General features: G+C 36.6%; 22 protein-coding genes and 1 other annotated feature. Of the genes, 18 read left to right on the top strand and 4 right to left on the bottom strand.

The annotated features are described in order from the left end of the window. The first annotated feature begins 42 nt into the window (after nt 1-42). From BK585_RS13065 to BK585_RS13030, 7 genes are all read left to right on the top strand, one after another. Complete coding sequence (locus tag BK585_RS13065; RefSeq protein WP_078553843.1) at nt 43-501, top strand: hypothetical protein; 459 nt, start codon at nt 43-45, stop codon at nt 499-501. A gap of 203 nt (nt 502-704) precedes the next feature. Beyond that, entirely contained in the window at nt 705-3,524 is a 2,820-nt protein-coding gene (locus BK585_RS13060) for a DEAD/DEAH box helicase (RefSeq protein ID WP_078553842.1), read from the top strand. Continuing rightward, nucleotides 3,512-3,880 (top strand): hypothetical protein, encoded by a 369-nt coding sequence (locus tag BK585_RS13055; RefSeq protein WP_078553841.1) that lies wholly within the window; start codon nt 3,512-3,514, stop codon nt 3,878-3,880. Before BK585_RS13060 ends, BK585_RS13055 begins: the two co-directional genes overlap by 13 nt. A gap of 672 nt (nt 3,881-4,552) precedes the next feature. After that, nucleotides 4,553-5,095, top strand: coding sequence for a hypothetical protein (locus BK585_RS13045; RefSeq protein ID WP_078553839.1), 543 nt, complete (start codon nt 4,553-4,555; stop codon nt 5,093-5,095). Nucleotides 5,096-5,172: 77 nt separating this feature from the next. Then, nucleotides 5,173-5,514 carry a PadR family transcriptional regulator gene (locus BK585_RS13040; protein WP_078553838.1) on the top strand — a complete coding sequence of 114 codons (342 nt, stop codon included), beginning with the start codon at nt 5,173-5,175 and terminating at the stop codon, nt 5,512-5,514. Beyond that, a complete protein-coding gene (locus BK585_RS13035; RefSeq protein WP_078553837.1) occupies nt 5,501-6,145 on the top strand; it encodes an HAAS signaling domain-containing protein in 645 nt (214 codons plus the stop codon). Before BK585_RS13040 ends, BK585_RS13035 begins: the two co-directional genes overlap by 14 nt. A gap of 102 nt (nt 6,146-6,247) precedes the next feature. Continuing rightward, on the top strand, nt 6,248-7,675 hold the full coding sequence (locus tag BK585_RS13030) for a DUF4153 domain-containing protein (protein ID WP_078553836.1): 1,428 nt from the start codon (nt 6,248-6,250) through the stop codon (nt 7,673-7,675). Between the two features lie 129 nt (nt 7,676-7,804). On the opposite strand, the gene BK585_RS13025 is transcribed toward BK585_RS13030, so the two are convergent. Continuing rightward, nucleotides 7,805-8,797 carry an LCP family protein gene (locus BK585_RS13025; protein WP_078553835.1) on the bottom strand — a complete coding sequence of 331 codons (993 nt, stop codon included), beginning with the start codon at nt 8,795-8,797 and terminating at the stop codon, nt 7,805-7,807. 438 nt (nt 8,798-9,235) lie between these two features. On the opposite strand from BK585_RS13025, the gene BK585_RS13020 reads away from it, so the two are divergent. From BK585_RS13020 to BK585_RS12995, 6 genes are all read left to right on the top strand, one after another. Further along, complete coding sequence (locus tag BK585_RS13020; RefSeq protein WP_139367560.1) at nt 9,236-9,961, top strand: NERD domain-containing protein; 726 nt, start codon at nt 9,236-9,238, stop codon at nt 9,959-9,961. 17 nt (nt 9,962-9,978) lie between these two features. Further along, complete coding sequence (locus BK585_RS13015) at nt 9,979-10,659, top strand: CPBP family intramembrane glutamic endopeptidase (protein WP_078553834.1); 681 nt, start codon at nt 9,979-9,981, stop codon at nt 10,657-10,659. Between the two features lie 52 nt (nt 10,660-10,711). Further along, nucleotides 10,712-11,671, top strand: a complete 960-nt coding sequence (locus BK585_RS13010; protein ID WP_078553833.1) for an ATP-binding cassette domain-containing protein — start codon at nt 10,712-10,714, stop codon at nt 11,669-11,671. After that, the gene (locus BK585_RS13005; protein WP_078553832.1) at nt 11,671-12,504 is read left to right on the top strand and encodes an ABC transporter permease; all 834 of its coding nucleotides are present in this window, start codon (nt 11,671-11,673) and stop codon (nt 12,502-12,504) included. The genes BK585_RS13010 and BK585_RS13005 overlap by 1 nt, the downstream gene beginning before the upstream one ends. A gap of 169 nt (nt 12,505-12,673) precedes the next feature. Next, nucleotides 12,674-12,961 (top strand): TIGR04104 family putative zinc finger protein, encoded by a 288-nt coding sequence (locus BK585_RS13000; protein ID WP_078553831.1) that lies wholly within the window; start codon nt 12,674-12,676, stop codon nt 12,959-12,961. 21 nt (nt 12,962-12,982) lie between these two features. Continuing rightward, complete coding sequence (locus tag BK585_RS12995; protein WP_245805832.1) at nt 12,983-13,666, top strand: DNA alkylation repair protein; 684 nt, start codon at nt 12,983-12,985, stop codon at nt 13,664-13,666. Nucleotides 13,667-13,729: 63 nt separating this feature from the next. On the opposite strand, the gene BK585_RS12990 is transcribed toward BK585_RS12995, so the two are convergent. Together BK585_RS12990 and rsgA are read right to left on the bottom strand one after the other, a co-directional pair. After that, the gene (locus tag BK585_RS12990) at nt 13,730-14,746 is read right to left on the bottom strand and encodes an aminoglycoside phosphotransferase family protein (protein WP_078553830.1); all 1,017 of its coding nucleotides are present in this window, start codon (nt 14,744-14,746) and stop codon (nt 13,730-13,732) included. Then, nucleotides 14,743-15,816, bottom strand: coding sequence for a ribosome small subunit-dependent GTPase A (gene rsgA, locus BK585_RS12985; protein ID WP_078553829.1), 1,074 nt, complete (start codon nt 15,814-15,816; stop codon nt 14,743-14,745). Before rsgA ends, BK585_RS12990 begins: the two co-directional genes overlap by 4 nt. Before the next feature lie 495 nt (nt 15,817-16,311). Beyond that, nucleotides 16,312-16,561: a binding site (T-box leader), on the top strand. 50 nt (nt 16,562-16,611) lie between these two features. Between rsgA and BK585_RS12980 the strand changes: the two genes are divergently transcribed. Beyond that, on the top strand, nt 16,612-17,607 hold the full coding sequence (locus tag BK585_RS12980; RefSeq protein WP_078553828.1) for a tryptophan--tRNA ligase: 996 nt from the start codon (nt 16,612-16,614) through the stop codon (nt 17,605-17,607). A gap of 65 nt (nt 17,608-17,672) precedes the next feature. Here BK585_RS12980 and BK585_RS12975 read toward each other — a convergent pair whose 3' ends face one another. Then, nucleotides 17,673-18,044, bottom strand: a complete 372-nt coding sequence (locus tag BK585_RS12975; RefSeq protein WP_078553827.1) for a hypothetical protein — start codon at nt 18,042-18,044, stop codon at nt 17,673-17,675. A 361-nt stretch (nt 18,045-18,405) separates the two neighbouring features. Here BK585_RS12975 and BK585_RS12970 point away from each other — a divergent pair, with 361 nt between their 5' ends. From BK585_RS12970 to lepB, 4 genes are all read left to right on the top strand, one after another. Continuing rightward, nucleotides 18,406-19,008 carry a DedA family protein gene (locus BK585_RS12970; RefSeq protein WP_078553826.1) on the top strand — a complete coding sequence of 201 codons (603 nt, stop codon included), beginning with the start codon at nt 18,406-18,408 and terminating at the stop codon, nt 19,006-19,008. Between the two features lie 55 nt (nt 19,009-19,063). Next, nucleotides 19,064-19,756: a response regulator transcription factor gene (locus BK585_RS12965; protein WP_078553825.1), complete on the top strand. Its 693-nt coding sequence runs from the start codon at nt 19,064-19,066 to the stop codon at nt 19,754-19,756. Beyond that, on the top strand, nt 19,734-21,917 hold the full coding sequence (locus tag BK585_RS12960) for a sensor histidine kinase (RefSeq protein WP_078553824.1): 2,184 nt from the start codon (nt 19,734-19,736) through the stop codon (nt 21,915-21,917). The genes BK585_RS12965 and BK585_RS12960 overlap by 23 nt, the downstream gene beginning before the upstream one ends. 381 nt (nt 21,918-22,298) lie before the next feature. Then, nucleotides 22,299-22,850, top strand: a complete 552-nt coding sequence (gene lepB, locus BK585_RS12955) for a signal peptidase I (RefSeq protein ID WP_281248907.1) — start codon at nt 22,299-22,301, stop codon at nt 22,848-22,850. Nucleotides 22,851-22,993: the final 143 nt, after the last annotated feature.

Genomic DNA, 22,993 nt, shown 5'->3' with positions numbered 1-22,993 from the left:
ACACCCATTTGTTCCACCCTAAGCATCTAAGGAGTGATTGGTTTGAATCCAGCATGGATTTTTGTGTTAGCGTCACTTATCGCCGTTATTGGAATCATTGTTGTTGTGAATAAGATGTTTTATCAATTAGAAGCGAATTTAAGTGAAGATAATTTAGTCTTTACTGGTGTGTACCAAAAGGAAATAAAGCAGTTTTTTGTGAAAGTAGTATTAATAGAATCAATACCGTTATTACTCTATGTGTATGGTTTACTTCAAATATTTGAAGTTACATTCTCTAATGCACAAAATATTATGATTCCAATGTTTATCGTTGTGTTTAGTTTTGTATTTGGCGTTTTTTCTATTATCACCTATCGAAGTCGGACACTATCACGTGGCGAGGTACCTAAGGATAGAAAAACATTAATAAATACGATGACTTTTATAGCAATTGGGTTACTTGGTGCGATTCCGATGATTTCGTTTGTAGGACTCGTGTTAATGGGTAGTTTAGTGTAAACGATTTTCATCTTTTCTTTATTTTAGAAAAAAATTAAAAATAAAATCTCGTTGAAATATTTCTATATGTGGCGTAATTTGTAAAAAATAAGTATAATAATAGTAGGGAAATCCTACTATTATTTTTTATATAAAAAAATTTGAATTTTCAAAAAGGTACAAAGCTCTACGTATTGCATTTAAAAGAAGAAGGTGTTGATTACATGATAAAGTTTTCAGCAAACTATTGCCGTAGCAACACTAATTTTACAATTACGAATCTCACCGATAAGGTAATCGAAAAAAGCTATATCCCTACGATCCAACTGATAAAATATATTTTTCTTCGTAAAGTTCCTATTCAACCCTCTATTTTCTTGCAAGAGGCTTTAATACATATTACAGACATCGATGATAAAGAAATCCTCTTAACAAAAATTATGAGAATCCAACTTCTAGTGCTGTCGCAAATTGAACGTGGTGTCATCTCTTTTGATAGTTATTATTGGAAATATCAAGTGCTAGATGAGAGTTCAGCAGATTGTAATTATGTTCAGTTGGCGTTAGAGGACCTTATTCTATGGATTACTCATGTAGGTAAACTTCATCACATTCAATTCATCCCCCCAGCTATTATCGGAGAAATCATCATACATCCGAACGGTTTTAAAGATGATTTTATTCATATCGATTTGAATGAAAATGGGAAAAGAAATCATTCCCTTGAAGATGAGTCGATTTACGAAATTCAAAGCGACCATGAGGAGACGATATTTTGTAGAGAAACTAATCCTATTACATATGAACTGGATGAAAAAACACATAAACAAAGTATGAGATTTTTGCTGAAAAATATATTTGGCTATAACGATTTTTTAGAAGGCCAATTAGAATCACTAATCAGCATCTTACAAGGCAACAATACACTTTCTTGGTTGCCTTCTGGTAGAGGGAAGACGGTAATCTATCAATTTGTTATTCTGTTACAACCGACCTCAAGTCTAGTCGTCTTTCCTACAAAAGAATTGATGTATGACCAAGCTAAAAAGCTTAGCTATATCTTAGAGCCACCAATAATAATTGATCACCTGAATTGGTATGAACAATATTTGCTAGATTTGAATGATTTGAGAAAGGGAAAGACTACTACTTTATTTGTAACTGCTGAAGTGTTGCAACTAGATGCATTTCGCTCTATTCTATCAAAGATGTTATTTAAGACGATAGTTATCGATGAAATTCATAGTGCATCAGAATGGAGCCATGATTTTCGCCTCTCCTATGCCGTAATAGGAAAGACGATAAGGGAATATGGTTCTAACCCAACAATAGTTGGATTAACGGCAACAGCATCAACAAGGGTGTTGCTTGACGTAAAGCAGAAATTAGAAATAGAACATGAACATATCATTTCTGTAAGGAATTTTATGAGAAAAGAACTTTCATTTCATATCATAAAAACAAAACAAGACCAAGCAAATGACCGATTGGCCAAAGTTCTTTTGAAATTAAAACTTGCAAATTTCCTAATAGAAGATAAAGAGAATCGTAAAACTGGTCTAGTTTTTACATTATCAGAGGATGAAAATGGTCGTATTTCGTTAGCAAAAGAACTAGCAGAGTTGCTCAAAATGAAAACAAGCTACTATTCTATTGACCAATCTGAAGAAGAGCAATCTTTGATTACAACTTCCACCATTCAGCCATCTGTGACCACACAACAAGCTTTTATAAACAACGAAACTTCAGTGTTAGTTTCACCGGATGTGTTTGGCATCGGTATCGATCATTCTAAGATTACGTTTACGATTCATTTTGGTTTACCTCAGTCGTTAGAGGCGTTATATCAACAAGCGGGGAGGGCTGGTCGAGATAACGAAGAAGCTCGTTGCATTGTTTTATATTCCCACGATTATATAGCGCTAACGGATTTTGAAGCTATTTTTGGGTTTGAAACGGACACAAAGAAAATACTAGAGGCTGCTAAATCGATTAAGGGAGATTTGTCTTACCACTTCACTCAACTTGTTAACGGTATAGAGGATGTGGAAACAGATGCTAGACAATTAGAAGCTATGTATCACGATGCAACTCCAGGAGGAGAAGCATTCATTCCATTTGGTGAAACTCAAAAACAACAGGAATGGAAGTTGTATCAACTCGCTTGTCTTGGAATTGTTCACACATGGACTGTCGATTGGCAGAAAAAGCAATTTAAAGTTACGTATTCGTACTATAGTAACCACTCAATTCAAGTCTCATTACTAGCCTATATCCAAACCTATGATTATACGTTCTCATTAAACGGACGCCACTCACATAATAAAGAGCATCAGCGGTTACTAGATATATATCATAGCGCAACGTATACATTCATTGAAAAGATGACCCTTATTCTAATGCACTGGATTTATCAAACGACCATTTATCATAGAAAACGATTAGTCGCAACGATGAAAGAATATGGGGACCGGTTTACAGATGGAAAAGATTTTCATCAAAAGTTAGAAGTCTATTTTAACCGAACGGAAATACAAGAAAAGATTGAGAAAATCATTGGAAAAAAAGAAAGTGTTTATAAATGGTACAAGCTTCTCTTTAAACAGGAAGACGAACAAGAACCGAAACGCTTAATGGAACAAGAGCTTCAACATTTAGAAATGTCGGTTCAGCGCTGCATGGAAAGCTACAGGAATGATATCGCGATAAATGTAACGATTGGATTTATTAAGCTTTATTTTAATCAATTTGATGAAAGTGATGGTCAGGAAAGATTCGTAGCCGCGTTGCATGAAATAAAAAAGTTAAGAGACCAACGGACCAAAATTATCGAATCGATTCTATTTGCGGGTAATCTATTCTTAAATCGCTCCCAGCAAGAAAGACTAGCAAAGACACTAATTACTAGTGGGTTTGATTCGATTGCCGATTGCCAAGCTATTTATGATTATTTAGAAGATGAACAAAGCTTAAATCATCTTCTAAGACAGGTGAATGAAAAACTTGAAGAAATAGGACGAGGGGGATATCCGTGGGAAACGTAAAAGAATTGACAACTCTTCAAAAAAACATTGAAGATTTTGAAGCACATGTTACGAAAATGGGAAAAGCTTCGGATTTCATGGAGGAAGTGAAACAAGTAAAACTAGAGCTCCTTTCACGAAAAAGTGATCTAGACGGAAATGTAGACCGATTACTTACTAAAATGGAACAAATTGAAGCACAGCTTCCTAAAATGGATACTAACATTAGCTCACTCGAAGACAATGTAGAAATAAGAATAGGAAGACTTCAGAAAGATGTCATTTCTCTAAAAAAAACGATGAGCAATCTCTTGATGGCGTCTGGGGCCACGATTGCTCTAGTATTGGTTTTATTAATAACTGTCTTAGTAAAATAGCTACCAAATTGTGTTATACGATGGATATTGAATATAATATGGAGACCAAGTTTGCCAATATGGATTAGGTAGAACAGCCGGATGATGTGTTAGAGCTAGTTGATGAAGCCAAGGATACATATAATCACCTCATGATTCTAAGAATAATATAGTTTATCATTTGCTTTGGTTGAAGGTGACTGAAGTTGATAAAAATAGGTGTTAAATAATTTGAGTATAAGCTTGTCAATTGTATTCATGTAGACCAATCATGATATACTAGTAAAAACTTTAGATTTGTAGAGGGGTCATATGGTTTACTTAATTATCTTCGTAGCAATAATATGTGTCATAGCGTTGGTTTTCACGTTATCCTTAACTAGATCCGAGGACACGAAATACAGCAGTAACAAAAGTCTTAACAACCAGTTTATTATTTATATTGGGTTAATCCCGGTTGTTATTATTGTTTTGGTTCTTTTCGGTGTTTTTCTGTTATAACGTGTTTACTATTACATTTTAGGCTATCAAAACCTAGTCAGATGATGACTAGGTTTTTTCTATCTCTGTTTTCCATTTGCAAAATAAAAAAGGAAGTCTCTTCTTATTTGGAGAAATAAGTGGTACTAATCTGTTATTTTTCTTTCTAAAGTACAAGCCTTTGAATATACATTGTAAAAAGGAGTGGTGCATATGCCAAATCTACGAATGTATATGACTAGACGAAGACTTGAAATTATCGAAATCGGGTTATATTACTACTTACTTGCTTTACTGACTGTGGTAGCTTTATGTTTCACATTAGTCATTTGGGTTGGAGAGGGTCTGATATTTGCCGCTGACCATTCATTAGGCTTTTATTCCTTAGGTTTTTTATCTTTAGTAATCTGGTTTATCCTTAGAAAATATGTTTCTATTGAAAATGAAATCTTGGATAAGTTGGTTTTTGTTGTAGGATATGTATTTCATTTTCTCGGTTTCTTTGCGATACTAACCATTTTATATACGTATATTATGGTTTCACAAGAAGGTACGGTCAATTATCATGTGTATAGCTCGTTTTGGGTGGCTATCAAACATATATCATTATATGGTGCTTTTGTTGTGACACTTTATTCATGTATCATTGTTTTTACCGAGGTCCTTAGTCGTCATGGAAAAGAAATCTACTTGTGGATTCTGCAAATGAAGCAAAAATTACAAGAGCGGGATAACATTGATAAAAAAAGTGCATAATGGGGTTGCATTTTATGAAAATTATGGATAATATGAAAGGGGAAGATACCTTTTAATTCTAGGTAGGTGAAAATAAAATGTTTAATCGGGAATTAGTGAAGGGTAGTACTTCATTAATCTTACTGCAATTACTTGTTGAGAAAGATATGTATGGCTATGAAATTGTAAAAGAAATGGAAGCAAGAAGTGGCCACGTATTACAGGTGAAAGAAGGAACGTTGTATCCAGCTCTTCACAAGTTAGAAAAGCAGGAATACATTGAGGCGTATTGGCAAGAGCCTGAAAAAGGTCCTGCAAGGAAGTATTACCGTATTACTGAGACAGGAAAAGAAATTTTAGAACTAAAAACATCAGAATGGAATAACTTTGTAAAAGTTATCGATAAAGTCATTGGGAGAAAAGGCTATGATTCAGTCTAAAGCAGATTATTTACAAGCATTAGAAAAGGAATTAGGTCGGGTTACCGATAGGAAAGAGCTTTTGCGTGAGTTAGAACTTCATATCACGGAAATGGTAGATGACTTGTTCCGGCATGATGGTCTTGAGGAAAAAGAAGCGATGAGGACCGTCATTGAGAGATTTGGTGTTCCTAAACAGGTGGCTCTGTCTTATCAAGATGAATTAAAGCTCACACCAACGAAAGTGAAATGGACATTTATTACTGTGAATGTAATCTTTTTCCTCGGGGGCATTTGTTTGACGCTGTTATATAATTACAACTTAGTGCCCGTTGTTAGTCAGGTGTGGATTGTATTAACAAGTATTACCGCTGTATTAATTTTATTGTATATGTTTTTTTGGGTGTTTTTGGGCTATGAAATTGGCAAAGAATTTGGGTTAACTGGAAAAAGGTTGTTACGAAAAACGTTTACTATTGCGCTAGTACCCAATTTATTGTTGATGGGCTTAGTCGTTTTTCGCATCATGCCACATGGATGGTTTGACCCTTTACTATCACCATCTTTTATTGTGACATGTATTGTATGTACAATTGTTTTATATCCTTGTTGTTATGCCGGCTTTAGATGGGGCACATTTCGGTCCATCTAATTTTTTTCATAAACTACATAGATATTCTAAGTGAAAAGGATATCTATGTAGTTTTTATGGTAGTCTATATAGAATTTCTATGTATAAAGGAGATAATTGAAGATGAAAAGAGAATGGCGCTTTATGTTATTATGTCTTGTTGTAGGGTTTATCGTTGAAAATAGTGTGTTTACAGAACAAATTGGGGTTTCGTACAGTATCGCGGTGGCTGGATTTTATAGCTTATATTTCTATCATCTCAAGAAGGTTCCGTTTACGCATCGGCAAATCGGTGGATATTTGTTTGTTATGATATGGTTGCTAACGATTTCTTTTGGAATCTATTCAAACGTTATCTTTCACATGTTTAATGTACTGCTCATCCCGATATTAATTTTTATTCATACAATTTTGCTAACGACTTCTTCCAAAATAAGATGGTATTCCTCACCTTTTCTTTCTTTATTAAAAATGAAATTAAAGCAGACAGCAGAGGTTTTCAAGATTTATACTTTGATAACAAAAAGAAAGGCAAAGAGAAATGTAAAAGAGGGGACATATCAAGCAGGTAAGAAAATAGGAGTAGGAATAATCATAGCTGCCCCGTTGTTATATATCATTGTAGTTTTACTTTCATCAGCTGATGACCAATTTGCAAGGATACTAGTTCAAATTCCTGAACTGTTCATCGAATTACAAACGGCAACATTTTTGAGTATCTTCAGAATTTTGGTTATAACCTTATTTATCTTTTTTTTCTTAAAAGCATTGGTGCGAAAAACGGCTGTGACTCAAACAATCAAAACAGAGTCGAAAATTAGCTGGGATATCATTATTGTTTCAACGGTTCTCATTTTTATTAATCTTGTTTATCTTCTATTCATTAGTGTTCAGTTCCAATACTTCTTTAGTGGAGAGTTACAGGAAGGCTTATCGTATGCTCAATACGCAAGAAAAGGGTTTGCGGAGTTGGTAATCGTTACGATAATTAATTACATGATTTTACTAGCAACATTAGCCTTTACAAAAGGTGAACATATTATCATCAAAGGATTAGGAACGTTATTGATTAGTTGTAGTGGGGTTTTATTAGCATCGGCCTTTGTTAGACTCATGTTATACGAACAAGCTTATGGGTTTACGTACTTACGTATTTTTGCTCATGCCTTTATGATATATTTATTTGTCATTTTAATATTTACCCTTATAAAGCTATGGACACCTAGATTATCGCTTGCCCGATTTTATCTTATATTTTCATTATTGTTTTATGTCGGTATGAATATGATGGATATTGATAGCTTTATTGTATCTAAAAACATTGATCGATATGAAGTTTCAGGAAGTATTGATGTCTATTATTTAGAGCATCTATCTTATTCAGCAGTACCAGGATTAGTGGAGCTATATAAAACAGATCCTGAAATCGAAGGACTACATGATATGTTAGTTCGAAAGAAAGTGCATGTAGAATCTCGTCACTGGAAGTGGCAGTCGTATAATCTGTCAAGAGAACAAGCGAAGAGAGCGTTAGAGGATTTCAATAACTAGTTTTGTCTTATCACTTTATTTTCCGGGCAAGCGCAAGATGTGACAAAGAGTGCCATTGTTCGTAGTAAATGATGTAGCAAAAAAAAGATTGAGTCTTTGACATTTACGCCAAAGACTCAATCTCTTTTATTATTGTATAATCTCTTCAGTAGGAGTCTCTTCAGTAGGAAGTTTACCATCTAAAAAGTCGTGTAAAATTTGCTTGTTTTGTTCAAGATTGATATCAAGTACCATACCTGCACCTGGGTATGTTTTATTTTCAAAGGTATCATCAGCTGGAATCCGAAGTGTATCAATAGCTATGTTTTCCGATAAAAGAAGGGAAGTCGCAATTCCAAGGATTGTTGAGTTCGTAATATTTGTTTGAATATATGGTTGAATTGTCCCAATTAATCGAGGAGACTTTAAAAGGCCGTGGACACTAACCAACTCATCTGTCAATGTTTCCATCACTTGTTGTTGTCTTCGTACTCGACCGAAATCACTTTCAGCGTCTTTACGAAATCTCACATAACCTAGTAACTCTTTTCCGTTAAGTGTTTGAAGTCCTTCATTTAACGTTAAACCGATATCACGAGACATCGTTTTTTCAACTTCAATTTCGATCCCATTTGGAAACGCTGTATCAATTAGCTGTGAGAACCCGTCAAAATTGACAAGCGCGTAGTATTGGATATCGAGGTTGAAATTATGCTTTATTGTTTGACGAAGTAAATCAGGTCCACCCAATGCATTAGCCGTATTCACTTTGTAAAATCCATACCCCGGAATCTCTAGGTATGTATCTCTCATAATGGAGATTACTTTCGATGTTTTTGTATCTGGGTCATACTGAGCAATCATAATCGTGTCAGTTCTTGAAGGTTCGTTTGCATCCCTTGCATCGACCCCAAGTAATAACACATTAATTTTTCCAGTGAGGTCCTCGACACCGTAAAATTCAATATCATCTTCACCATTGGCTGATACGGATTGTGCGAGGTTTAATCCTGTCCTATATTCTGAATAAAAATACGATCCAATACCCAAACAGATTAATAATGGAAGTAAGACAAATAAAAGAATTCTTTTTTTCTTATTCCTCTTTTTTCTAAACTGTTTTCTTGAGTTTACTTTGCTCATATATTAAAAACCTACTTCTACTTTTTGTAAATAATATATCAAATAATCTCGTATATTGCTATAACAAATCAAAATAATATTTTGAAAGCGAAAAAATTATTTAAAAAACAATAAGTGCTTCTCATTTTTATGTTTACTAACCATCCATCCAAACGCTTCACTGTCTGTTTTTGAATGACTAGCAAAGGATTATTGATAGAAGGTTAAAAAAACTCTCGAAAGGCCTCGAATTATATTATAATGATGGTACTGCTAGAAATTATTGTTTATTTGTATGAAAATGAATAATGACTGAGTAAGAAGGCACTATAAAGTTCGTTTTTTTGACGGCACTGAAAAAGTTAGGTTTTTAACTTTTTCATCGCCCTCCGTTTTCTCCTTTGTTATGTCTTTTTCAAACAGAGTATGAAAGTATACTAGAAAAAAGGGGGAAAAGCCTTGGAAATTATTATTATTCTATTTGTATTACTTCTATTGTATCGATTATTTTTACCGCAAATCAAAGGTTTCATTGGAGAGAAGGCAACAAGTGCGATTTTAACACAGCTAAATCCAGAGGAATATAAAGTGATAAATGATGTGATGGTTAAAGTTAATGATAAAACCACACAAATTGATCATGTCGTCATTTCAGACTACGGTGTGTTTGTGATTGAGACAAAAAATTACAAAGGCTGGATTTATGGAGACGAGCGAAATCAACAATGGACACAAGTTTTACATAAACGAAAATATAAATTTTACAATCCAATCCATCAAAACTACGGACATGTCAAAGCGTTAGAAACACTTCTTTCTGACCTTGGAGACATCCCGTTCATTCCAATCGTAGTTTTTTCAGTCAATGCTACTTTAAAAACTAAATTTCAATCCGAAGTAGTTTATAGTATTCATCTTCTTAAAACAATTCAAAAATATAGGCAAACGACCTTAAGTCAATTTCAAAAACAAAAAATATATTATACATTAACCTCACTTAATCAAACGGATAAAGAAACAAAACGGGAACATGTACAAGAAATTAAAGCGACTCAAGCGAATCACCAAGCTCTCGTTCAACAAAATATCTGTCCAAAATGTGGGGGACAGTTAGTTACCCGTAATGGAAAAAGGGGAAGCTTTATAGGGTGTGGCTCTTTTCCGAAATGTAGGTTTACAGCGTAAATAATTGGAGGTATGTTATGGTATTTGTAACGTTTTTTCTTTTATTCATCGTCATCGGGTATCCAATTTGGGACTACTACTATATGAAAAAAGTGAAGAAAGACGGTGTCAATAAATGGAGACTTTATGGGACAATCATATCCACTCAATGGCTTGCGGTATTAGTTCTTTGGCTATACTGGACGATGACGAATCGCTCGTTTTCCAGCCTATTTGTTTATGAACCTCCAATTATACAGTTAGATAAATCGGTAATGATTGGTTTGGCAGTGTCGATGATACTTGGGGTAGTTATTGGCGCTGGAATATTGTTAAGTTCAAAAAACAGAAGGCCCAACCTGAAATCCCCCCCTGATAATAGTCTTGATTTTCTGTTACCAAAAACAATGGGGGAACGTGTCTTATTTTTATTTGTTGCAATTACTGCTGGATTTTGTGAAGAGCTTATCTTCCGCGGTGTTATGGTTTATTATTTTTCTCATCTACCTTTTGAGCTTTCTGTCTTTGCTATAGGCTTAATTACAAGTATTTTCTTTGGAATTGTTCATTTGTACCAAGGTTGGAAAGGCGTTCTGCTCACGGGGTATTTAGGTGGAGTCTTTTACTTTTTGTTTGTTGGTTCTGGGTCGCTATGGGTCCCGATTATCTTCCATTTTCTAATCGATGTTAAGTTTGTGTTTTTGCCTACTAAAAGGTAATTGTCGCTCATAGTCATAAGGAGAACAATTTAAAAGAGGGGGAGCATGTGTGATGTATACTCAACAAGACCTAGCGATTGAAGCAAAGGGTCTCGTAAAAGTTTTTGGAACGAATCGTGCTGTCGATGGTGTCGATTTAGCGATTAAAAAAGGCACGGTTTATGGCTTTCTTGGACCTAATGGTGCTGGGAAGACGACAACAATTCGAATGTTAGCTACATTATTACAACCTGATGGTGGAAATGCGAAAATATTAGGTCATGACTTAGTGGAGGAAGCAGATGCGGTACGGTCTCGTGTTAGCTTGACAGGTCAGTTTGCTTCTGTAGACGAAGATTTATCGGGAACTGAAAATCTTCTACTAATTGCAAAACTTCTGGGATTTTCGCGTAGGCAAGCGAAAGAAAGAGCATTAGAGCTACTTGATGCGTTTGGTTTACTTGAAGCCGCGAATAAACAAGTAAAAACCTATTCTGGTGGGATGAGACGGCGAATTGATATTGCTGCGAGCATTGTCGTTACACCTGACCTGTTGTTCTTAGACGAACCGACGACAGGACTAGACCCACGGAGTCGAAACCAAGTCTGGGATATTGTTCGCGCACTTGTACAAACAGGGACAACAGTGTTACTGACCACTCAATATTTAGAAGAAGCGGACCAGTTAGCTGACCGAATTGCCGTCATTGACCAAGGGAAAATTATTGCAGAAGGCACAAGCAATGAGCTGAAAGCATCTGTAGGTGAGGGAACATTATATGTTCGCTTATTTGACCAAGAAGCAAGAGCACTGGCAGAAAAAGTTTTAAAAGACACCTTACATACAAGTATTCAGCTTGAATCTGACCCAACCGCTCTTTCTGCAAGAGTTACGGATCTGGCACTTGTTTCGCGAGCTCTCGACGCTTTATCAAAAGCCGATATTAGAGTTTCGGACTTCTCACTCGGTCAACCGAGCTTAGATGAAGTGTTTTTATCATTAACAGGACGACCGTCAGAGGAGGTTGAATGATGAACCACTCACCAAATCACATTGAAGTTGATGAGAAAATGCGGAAGGTTCTCTCAATGAAAACACGTCCGCCCAAACCAAATATGGTCTCGAATACAATGACTTTTTGTTGGAGAGCTTTACTAAAACTAAAATATGTACCGGAACAACTGATGGATGTTACGGTGTTCCCGATTATGTTTTTGTTGATGTTCACGTATTTGTTTGGTGGGGCGATTGCAGGTTCAACCGCAGACTATTTACAGTTTCTTCTTCCAGGCATTTTAGCGATGACTGTCATTACAATTACAATGTATACGGGAATGGAGCTTAATAATGACATTCGTAAAGGGATATTTGATCGGTTTCGTTCTCTCCCAATTTGGAGGCCAGCTGTTCTCGTAGGGATGCTATCAATGGATGCGATAAGGTATACGATCGCATCTACAATCATGATTATTCTTGGGCTCATTATGGGGTTTCGACCAGATGGAGGAGCCGTTGGTGTCCTGTTTGGAGTTGCGCTATTAGTCTTATTTTCATTTAGTTTATCGTGGATTTGGACGACTTTAGGGCTAATTGTCCGCTCAGAAAAATCGCTTATGGGCATAAGTATGATGGTTATGTTTCCTTTAACCTTTGTCAGTAATGTATTTGTTGACCCTAGTACCTTGCCGTCTTGGTTAGAAGCTTTTGTCGATGTAAATCCAATATCCCTACTCGTAACAGCGATAAGGGGACTCATGCATGGAACCGCCACCACACAAGATATATTCTGGGTGTTACTTGCGTCCTTCGTACTACTAGTTATTTTTGCACCATTAACCATGTACTTGTATCGAAATAAAAAATAAAACAGTTCAGGCTGGGATTAAAGGATGTTGCCTTTATTCCAGTCTTTTTACATGAGGATATCTAGAAGCGAATTATGAATGTGATAAAAGGAAGAACGAAAAGACTCGATTTTTACTTACACTAAGGTGTTATAATGAATACATATTTAGATTTGTTAAGGAGATTACAATGAAGTTAGCATCGTGCCGTTCATGTGAGCGCTCGTTTACATGGAGCAAATTATACAAGTCGTTATGGAAATTAAGGGATGTCCAATGCGAACATTGTCAACAGAAACATCCACTATCATTATCTACTAAGTTCAGGGTTCATAGTATTAGTTACCTAACAGCGATTCTTGGGTTATTTACAGCAGACAAGCTAGGGCTAAGCATGTTGGAAAGTGCGATTTTCATCCTGTTACTAACATTAACTCTATCTTTATTCTACCCGTTTATCGTGAAGTGGAAGGAATAGCTAGTGGAAGGGAGGAACACTGTGCGAGATTACACTATTCAGTTACATGCTTTATTGGCTCAACATGAGAATCGTGATGATGCCATGCAGATGAAAAAGTACATGCGAGACCAATATGTCTTTTTTGGAATTAAATCGCCAAAACGAAAAGAAATTGTAAAAGTTTTTGTTAAAAAGGAAGGCTATCCACCTGAAGATATCTATCATGATGTTATAAAAGAGCTCTGGGATTTACCAGAGCGCGAATGCCAAATGGTTGCGTTAGACCTACTAGAGCGGAGTATGAAGAGGTGGAAGGAAAGGGACATTCAATTACTTGAGGACTTGATAGTAAGTAAATCATGGTGGGATTCAGTGGATTGGATTGCGACTCGTTTAGTAGGAAATTTTTTTCAAATGTATCCACATCTTATTTTACCCTTCACGAACAAGTGGATGAACTCGGAAAACATCTGGTTACAGAGAAGTGCCATCTTATTTCAATTAAAATATAAGGCAGACACTGATGAGAGGTTGCTTTATCAGTACATCCTCAAATGTGCTGAGTCTAAGGAGTTCTTTATCCAGAAGGGAATTGGTTGGGCTCTTAGAGAGTACTCTAAGACGAATCCTAGTTCAGTAGTTGCTTTTGTCTCCGCTCATGAAGACAAGCTTTCAAGCTTAAGTAAAAGAGAAGGATTACGAATCGTAAAAAAAAAGAAATAGTATAATGCTAAAAACTCCGAAAACCCAATGCATTGAGGGGTTTTCGGAGTCTCTTTACTAAAGTCAACCTAGAATAGGGCTAGTTTTCATTTCATAGATTTTTTGAAGCGTTAGAACATGCTTCGTCTTCTCGTTAGTATCTTCTGTATGGAGAAACCACTCCACAAGCCGATACCCAAATAAAAGAAGGATCATCTCGTAGACGCAATCATCAGCGTTATGAGATATATTTGCGTATTCCGAAAAGCCTTTGTAATAGGCGGGGACGCATCGCTGGTAATATTCGACCATGTGCTCGATATCCGCTTCATCCGCGATTAGGGCTGCGAGATCTTCTCCTAGATAACCCCATCCACTAGTATCCCAGTCTATTAGTCTAATTTTTTCATCGGTAAAAATAAGATTGGTTATCCAGAAGTCCCGATGACATAGCACGAGGGGCAACTTTTCAATTCGTTCAAGTATCTCGTCTGCGTGCTCATCGATGTCGATGAGCATTTGCCTAACATGACTTGGGAATTCGCAGTCCTCTGAACGTATATAATCGTAGACGACCGGCCATGATCGATAATGCAGATACGTCTCCTTCATTAGATCGGCGTGGCTCAGGTTGGGCAGGTTCTGCAACAAGGTGGGCTGCTCAACATACAGCTTGCCCTGATATCGTCCTAACTCCAGTGCAGCCATTTCAATCATGTCACCAGTTAAGTCTAAACCGGTTATTCCATCAATATATTCTAACCATAATTGAAACTCACTTTCTTCGGCATTGATTTCAGCGTGATAACATATCGGCCAGCGAATACTATCGGTAAAAGTTGTTCCTAGCTCAGACTGATAAAGGTCAAATTCCCGACGCCATGAGTTTGGGTCACCAAAACGTTCCCACTTTTTCTGGATCTTTAGCACGATACGGTAAGGTAATTTTTCGCCATCAGTGGTTTCGACATTTCCTGTTACGAGAAGTACGTTTCCGACAGTTCCACCCTGCAACGGGGTGCTTTTGTAATCCGCAGATAGGATATCTTTTTTTAATTGTTTGCTTAAGGCAAGGGATAGTGTTTCAAGGTTAATATTCATTTTTTCCAACCTCCATTTTTCTTTTTTTGCTTGCTCCAAATGGCGGTCGTTTTGCCTCGAGCCCTCTTGTCGATGAGGTAGCTCGCTTTATCTTGGACATACATATTCTCGTGCTGCTGGGCAACATATTGATCCCACCGTTCCTGGAGTAACGAACCGTCAGTAAGTGCGTTGAGAACGGCACATCCCGGCTCGGTTTGGTGACGACAATCGGTAAATCGGCATTGCGTGAATAAATCTTCGACATCGCTAAAGCCTGCACGAATGCCGTCTTCCGCATCAAAGAGCCCAAGCTCACGCATACCAGGAGTATCAATGACCATGGCCCCAGATGGGAGCATAAACAGCTGACGGTGCGTAGTTGTATGTCGCCCGCGGCTGTCTACCTCGCGAATCGCTTGAACCTTCATTACATCCTCTTCCATCAAAGCATTAAGCAGAGATGATTTTCCGACGCCAGACATGCCGAGAAAGACAACTGTGTTGCCAGGCATCAAGTAGGTACCGAGTTCGTTCAGCCCTAGGGCTGTATGACTGCAAACCGCGTGAACTGGCACATCAGGTATGCTTTGTGCGACTTCTGTGATGGGGTGATGATAATCTTCAACGAGGTCTGCCTTGGTCAAAATGACTACCGGCTGTCCGCCACTTTGTCTAGCTTGTGTAACATATCTCATGATGCGGGAAACGTTGAAATCCCAATTCAGCGAAGAAAGGATAAACACATAGTCAAAGTTGGTAGCGACGACCTGCTCTAGCACGGTTTTGGCATAATCTGCATCATGTCCTGAGTAATCAGCGCGTGAGAACTTAGAGCGACGAGGCAATACCTTGACGATGAGAGAACTTCCGCTTTCATTGTAGTCCAGCAAGACAAAATCACCAACACACGGGAAGTCTTCTCGCGTTTGTGCGTTATGATAAAATACACCTTTGAGCACTGCCTTTACTTCGCCGCGCTCGGTCATGACCGTAAATTGATCTCGTTGAAGCTCCGTCACTCTGCCAGGCAATACATCGTCAGGTATTTCTTGTATTTCTGTGTAACCATAAGTTTTTAAATCAATCATGTTCTTTGTTAGCTCCTTTTTAATGTTGTTTTTTTGAACGCAAAAATGCCACGGACAAGCAGCCTCTAAAGAAGCTGCTGTCACGCGGCATTAGGACGCAAAAATGATACGACCTTCATCATCGTATCTTGCAAACAGCAATATTCACGAAAGGTTACTTCGGATGGCATACCAAATAATACGGGGATTTACCCGCTTTTTTTCATGTATGCCTGCTATTCAGTTTTAAGACAAAATCACCATATAAATAGTTGTCATTAAAACACATCTCCTTTCGTGTCAGGAACTTGCTTATTTCTAAGCTGATTATATAATACCTTATATTGGTAAATTGATCAATACCTAACAGTACAGATTAATCTTGTCATCATTGAACGGTGTGAGTTGGTATGTATTTCTGTTCTTCTTCCCACAGGTAATAAGACAATAGCCTTATTTTTCGAAGTCTACTTGATTTTTCGGGCACTGCAGTCTACGATAAAAGAAATAAATGTAAACTAAGCGATGATGAAGAAGAGTAAACTTTTTGAATGTTTAAGAGAGCTGATGGTTGGTGTGAATCAGTACAGGAAGAAGGTTGAATGGGCTTCTGAGCTTCTAGGCTGAACAGATAGTAGGTCTAGCGGATGTCTTACCGTTACAAAAGACTACGTATCGAAGAATCATGATCGCTTCCGTACGGATAAAGTGCGTTTATGATTAAATAAACGAATGAAGGTGGCACCACGGGTTACTCGTCCTTTTTACGGATGAAGTAGCCTTTTTTGTGTTTCCTATTTAAAAGGAGGAAAAAAGATGAAAAAAACAGTGTTAACCGGAATAAAACCAACGGGGCACATTCATGTTGGTAATTACATTGGTGCGATAAAACCGGCATTAGCTTTAGCGAAGGTGGCTGACTATCAACCTACCTACTTTATACCAAATGCTCATGGTGTTACGAAAATTCATGATGGAAGTGAGTTACGACAGCTAACATATGGAAGTGCGGCTACATGGATTGCCTTAGGACTTAATGTAAACAAAGCGATATTTTATCGTCAGTCAGATATTCCTGAAATCTTTGAACTGAACTGGATTTTAGCTTGTTTTACGGCGAAAGGGCTTATGAACCGTGCTCATGCGTATAAAGCCCTAGTCGATGAAAATCATAGCAACAGTAGAAAAATAGATGAGGGCATTCATATTGGCCTATACACGTACCCGATTTTAATGGGAGCAGATATGCTGATGTTTAAAGCAGACATTGTCCCAGTTGGCAAAGACCAAGTGCAACATGTGGAAATAGCAAGGGACATTGCCGAAAGCTTTAACAAAATCTATGGTCCCACGTTTGTGTTACCCGAATCCAAAATTGAAGAAGACACCGCTGTTTTACCTGGATTAGATGGGAGAAAGATGAGTAAGAGTTATGATAATACGATTCCTTTATTTTGTGAACCAAAGGAATTACAAAAACGCATTAATAAAATAAAGACAGATTCTTTGCCGCCAGATTCTCCGAAGGACCCGACAACATCGATTTTGTTTATGCTCTACAAAGAGTTTGCGAGTGAAGCGGAAATTGTACAAATGCAAGAGCGATATGGAAGAGGAATCTCGTGGGGAGAGGCAAAACATGAATTGTATGTTGTGATGAATCGATTTTTAGAAGAACCGTACGAAACGTACAAAGAACTTATGGCTTCGCCTAAAAAGATAGAAGCGATACTAGAAGAAGGCGCAGAAAAGGCAAGAGCCATTAGCAAACCATTTTTACAAGAAATAAAAGAAAAGATAGGCTTGAGATAGAGTTTTCAAGCAGGTAAGACCATTCCTCAACTGATTGATTATTGAGGAATGGTTGCTTGTCTAAATTATTGCTTTTCCCAAACCAATTCATTATCGTCCTTTTCGAGTCCTTGAATATAAATTTTAGCAATGTCTTCGGTCGACTCAGAAATAAATACTTTAAAATCACCACCAGGGTTAAATCTACTTACGATGCTATATTTTAACTTAACGTATAGATTTCCATCTTCAATAAAATAGCTATGCTTACTAAAACCATTTCCACTGCTAATCGTTGCTCCGTCTATTAAGATGTTTTCATCTGAAACGGTTACTTCGTTAACAAAAAGTGTATCTGCCGGTACATAATGCCCCTCAACGAAAAACATATATCCAACGACGGTAAAAATGGCTAGAATTGTTACGCTCACAGTTAATAAAACTTTAGGTACTTTCATAGTTTTTCCCCCATTATCGGTTTTTACGTACTTTTTATCCTGTAAAGAGTTGAGCGCTTATTTGTTAGTATAGTCATTCGACATAAAGTAATATTTTTCCTATCTATTAATGTAAAAAAATCTTTATAAAAGGCTGTTTTCGTATAGGTCCAAAGCTAGAGCAACAAGCTTTGAGAGAACAGCTATATAAAAAACGAAATCTTTATTGAAGAGAGTGTGGCCTGGCAATGGCTCAGGGCTGCTCTAAAAGGTTGGCTTATTATTTTAAAGAATCTTAAGAAATTCATAAGATTTTCAGTACGTAATTCTTTATTTTTACTAGATACAATCAGTGTATGAATAAAAGAGAAGAGGGATTAGGGTGGATAGTAACGGGTTTGTAGAACTCATTAACCAGTCTGGGTATGTGACTTTGTTTTTGTCCTTTTATATTTGTTTACTCGGGTTACCAATACCAAATGAAGTAGTAGTAATGACAGGGGGATTTCTTTCAGAAACCACCTATTTGAACCCAGTACTAACGTTTCTTATTATCTATGGTACGGTGACTTTAAATGCTACGATTTTATTTCTACTAGGTAGGACCTGTGGACATCGTTTGATGACACGGCTAACCAAATTTGAAAGAGTGACACCTATCGTGTCGAAAGCAACTTACATTGTTCATAGGTATGGCACGTATGCAACAGCTTTTTGTTATGTATTACCGATTGTTCGTCATCTCGTTCCTTTTGTAATCGGAGTCCACCGTTTTTCGTTTCCTAGCTTTGCGCGCTACTCATACGGTACTGCCTTTGTCTGGACACTTACGTTATTTCTAGTCGGGAAATGGTTTGGCTCAAAGATTGAAGTAATAGGGTCGCATCTCTATGAACTTGGCATAGGTCTAGTCATTGTAATGGCGTTTTCTTCAGTCATAGTAGTGGTACGAAAGCATTGGACAGAAGTTCATTGCCACCACTAATTTGCTATCTAGTATTTTTGGATAGATATGGTATAAATAGGATGGGGTGATTATAGTGAACAAGTACACGGTACTCGTTGTAGATGATGAAAAAGAAATTCGAGATGGCATTGAAATCTATTTGAAAAACGAAGGAATAGATGCAATAAAAGCTAGTGATGGTATAGAAGCGATCGAAAAGCTTCAGCAACATGAAATCCATCTCGTCATACTAGATGTGATGATGCCGCGGTTAGATGGTATTACAACGACTCTGAAAATAAGAGAAAAGAAAAACATCCCAATTATTATTCTTAGTGCAAAAACAGAAGATATTGATAAAATACTAGGATTACAGGTGGGTGCCGATGATTACATGAGTAAACCATTTAACCCACTAGAGCTATTGGCTCGTGTCAAATCACAGCTGCGCCGATACGTGACATTAGGTACATATGATAAAGGTGAAAAAGTTATTGAGATTAATGGTCTCACACTTGAGTCAGCTGCAAAACAAGTGAAGTTACACGGTGAGCATGTCAAGCTTACTCCGATTGAATATAAGATACTAGAGTTATTAATGACCAATGCGGGCAGAGTTTATTCTATTACTCAAATCTATGAATTAGTCTGGAATGAACCAGGGTATAACGCTGAAAATACAGTGGCTGTTCATATCCGGAAAATCCGCGAAAAGATTGAAATTGATCCGAAAAATCCAAGATACGTAAAGGTGGTATGGGGAGTTGGCTACAAAATGGAAAAATAGAATTATCCTTGGCACGTTACTCGTTTTATTTACATTTGGTCTAGGTGGAGTCTTAACGATGATAAATGATGGACCCACTTTAATAAAGGGAGATTATTTTGAAACTCAAGATTTTGAGGATGAGCTTTATTACTTTACGCAGTTGATAGAATATGAAATCCAACCTTTGGTGCTGGAAAACATAGTGGGAGAACTAACAGTTAGTGAAAATGAAATATCAAATTATCGAGATACCATTGGTCACTTTGCTGATTATATCCATCAAATTAGAAGCGAATATGAGTTTCTTTTTGAGACAGAAGTAATTAGTGAGCAAGATACGAAATTACTAATGGAAGAACAAGAAAAAAAAATAGAAGACATAACCAAAATTTTTAACGATGATGACTATGTCAGAGAAAAGATTTTAGAGGAAAAAAGAAACACTGTAGAAAACTATCTGCGTGAAGTAGAGAGAGAAAAAACACATCGTCAAACTTCCGAATTGGATTTTACGTATTTTTTGAAGGATAATGTTACGGGTGAGATTTTTACTAATCTAGATTCACCTGAACCAACTGGAATTCCTAAAAATGAGAATGTACTCTTTCTAAAAAAGTATCCATCTACCACGTTTCCACCTATTCAAGCTCACCAAGTTGCAATTTATGATGAATTAGGAAATGAAATACAAATTAACCAAAAACCAAAAATGTTTACTGGTGAAGTGGCTGTTTTGAATTCATCGAACAATTTTATCGTAGAAAAATATTATCATTTTAAAGATAGACAACTCTTTTTTATCGTATATTCGATTATAACCATTTTATCGGTGTTCCTATTCTTATTTTTTTACATTAAAACAAAGGAAATTCGAACATCGTTTCTAGAAAAATGGAGAACCTTTTATCATAGATTTTCGATAGATGTAAGATTTATACTACTAGTTCTTACATTCATCTTTGCTATCCCACTTATTGTCGATAGTAGTTATTCTTACCTCTATTATGACATTAGTTATGAAATTACTAGAATTATGAAATTCATGTTTGTTGCTCCTTTTCTTGGGTTACTCTACATTCAAGGGATGTACCTTAAAGAAAGTGCAAAGGATACTCATGTTTTAAAGGAAGAATGGAATAAAAGTTACCTTCAACGATTTTTTTCTCAAATAAGCCAACTGTTTTTAAACCGTCGCGTTGGTACACAATTTTCGATTATAATCCTGCTTGTATTTGCATGTGGTGTAGGACTGGGAATCTCGTCTATAGAGTTGGAACTTTTTCTATTCTACCTAATTTTCCTTTTTGTTATAGGAATTACAATCGGATTTGCGGTGATTAAGCAAGTAGGTTACTTTAATCAAATTTTAAATTACGCTAAAAAGCTCCATCATGGAGATTGTATGGATGAATTGCCTGTAAAGGGGCGCTCAGTACTTGCGCAACATGCTGCTCATCTCAATGCGATTAAAGAAAGTTTGAAAGCGTCAGAAAACGAACAAGTAAAAAGTGAGCGACTGAAAACAGAATTAATTACCAATGTATCACATGATTTACGAACCCCCTTAACCTCTATTATTACGTATACCGAGTTGTTAAAAAATCAGGAGGTAGACGAGGAAGAGCGTCAGAACTATATACAAATTATTGACCGGAAATCAAAACGTTTAAAATCCTTAATCGATGATTTGTTTGAAGTATCAAAAATGACAAGTGGAAACATAGAGCTCCAAAAACAAGCGGTTGATATTTGCCAGCTACTCCAGCAAGCACTGGCCGAGTATGACGAAACCATAAAAAAATCAACATTAGAATGGAGAGTGAATAAACCTGAACATCCTCTTGTTGTCACAGTTGATGGTCAAAAGCTATGGCGTGTCTTTGATAATCTGATTGGTAATATCCTTAAATATTCACTTGAAAACACACGGGTATACATCTCAGTGGAAGATACAAAGAACTCAGTAATCATCACATTTAAAAACATTAGTAAATATGAACTAGGTGGCAACACGGAAGAAATGCTTGAACGGTTTAAACGCGGCGATACCTCACGTCATACAGAAGGTTCAGGTCTAGGGCTGGCCATCGCCAAGTCAATCATAGACCTACACGAAGGAGAATTAGAAATTGAGGTAGACGGTGACCTATTTAAGGTGAAGCTCATGTTAAAGAATTAGCAAATATGAATCGTTATGGCTTGTTTTCATGAATTACCTCGTTTTTTCATGAATAATAGTAAAGTTTTCATGATTACCTTGTCTTACAGAAAATCAATGAAGGCTTACTATCGATTTTTAAGAGCAGGAAAGAAATAAGGTATGTATGTAGAAGTCCAGTCAAGGTGAAAGTACCTTGGTGGACTTCTTTATTACGATCTGTTTGTAATGTTTGTGGTTAAAACAAATAAAAAGATGGAAAATAATTACTGCTCACATTATAATTATTGTAAGATGCTTGTTCAATGAAAGGGCTGTTTAGTTATACTTATAGTTTGTGTTTTATCTAAGTGATAATGTGATTTGACGAAGTGTTAATAAATCAAGGGAGATGAAAAGAAATTGGAAAAAGCAAAAAATAAATATGAGACTTGGGATTGGATGAAAGCACTTTTTATTGCAATTGCTTTAGCTTTTATTATTCGTACCTTTCTATTTAGCCCAATTGTAGTTGATGGTGCGTCAATGCAACCAACTTTGCAAAGCCATGACCGAATGATTGTAACTAAAATAGGTGAACCCAAAAGGTTTGATATCGTTGTATTTCACTCACCAACAGAGAGTAAGGATTACATAAAACGGGTAATTGGATTACCTGGAGACCGCATTGAGTTTAAAGATGATACATTGTATATCAATGATATCCCTTTCGATGAACCGTATTTAGAGGAATTAAAACAAGATGTTATGGGACCTCTAACGGGTACGTTCACATTAAGAGAAACGGCTGTGGGCAGTGATGTAGTTCCAGAAGGACATTTATTTGTTTTGGGCGATAACAGGCCATATAGTAAGGATAGTCGTGAAATAGGGGCGATTCCAATAGAACAGGTTGTAGGAACAACAAATATTGTTTTTTATCCTTTTAATGAAATGAAAATAATCGATAAATAGTTAGTTCACACCTCGTGCTAAACAAATGGTTTTAGTTGAATATAAGGTCTTTAAAGTCATATCATCAATATGGCTTTTTTGTTTTTTTAAATTCCAGTAAACTTTGTTGCAATTGGAGCGGACCAATAGCTAGAGCATCAATC

This window comes from Bacillus alkalicellulosilyticus (assembly GCF_002019795.1).
GTDB lineage: Bacteria > Bacillota > Bacilli > Bacillales > Bacillaceae_F > Bacillus_AO > Bacillus_AO alkalicellulosilyticum.
This window is presented reverse-complemented; position numbering and strand designations above follow the sequence as displayed.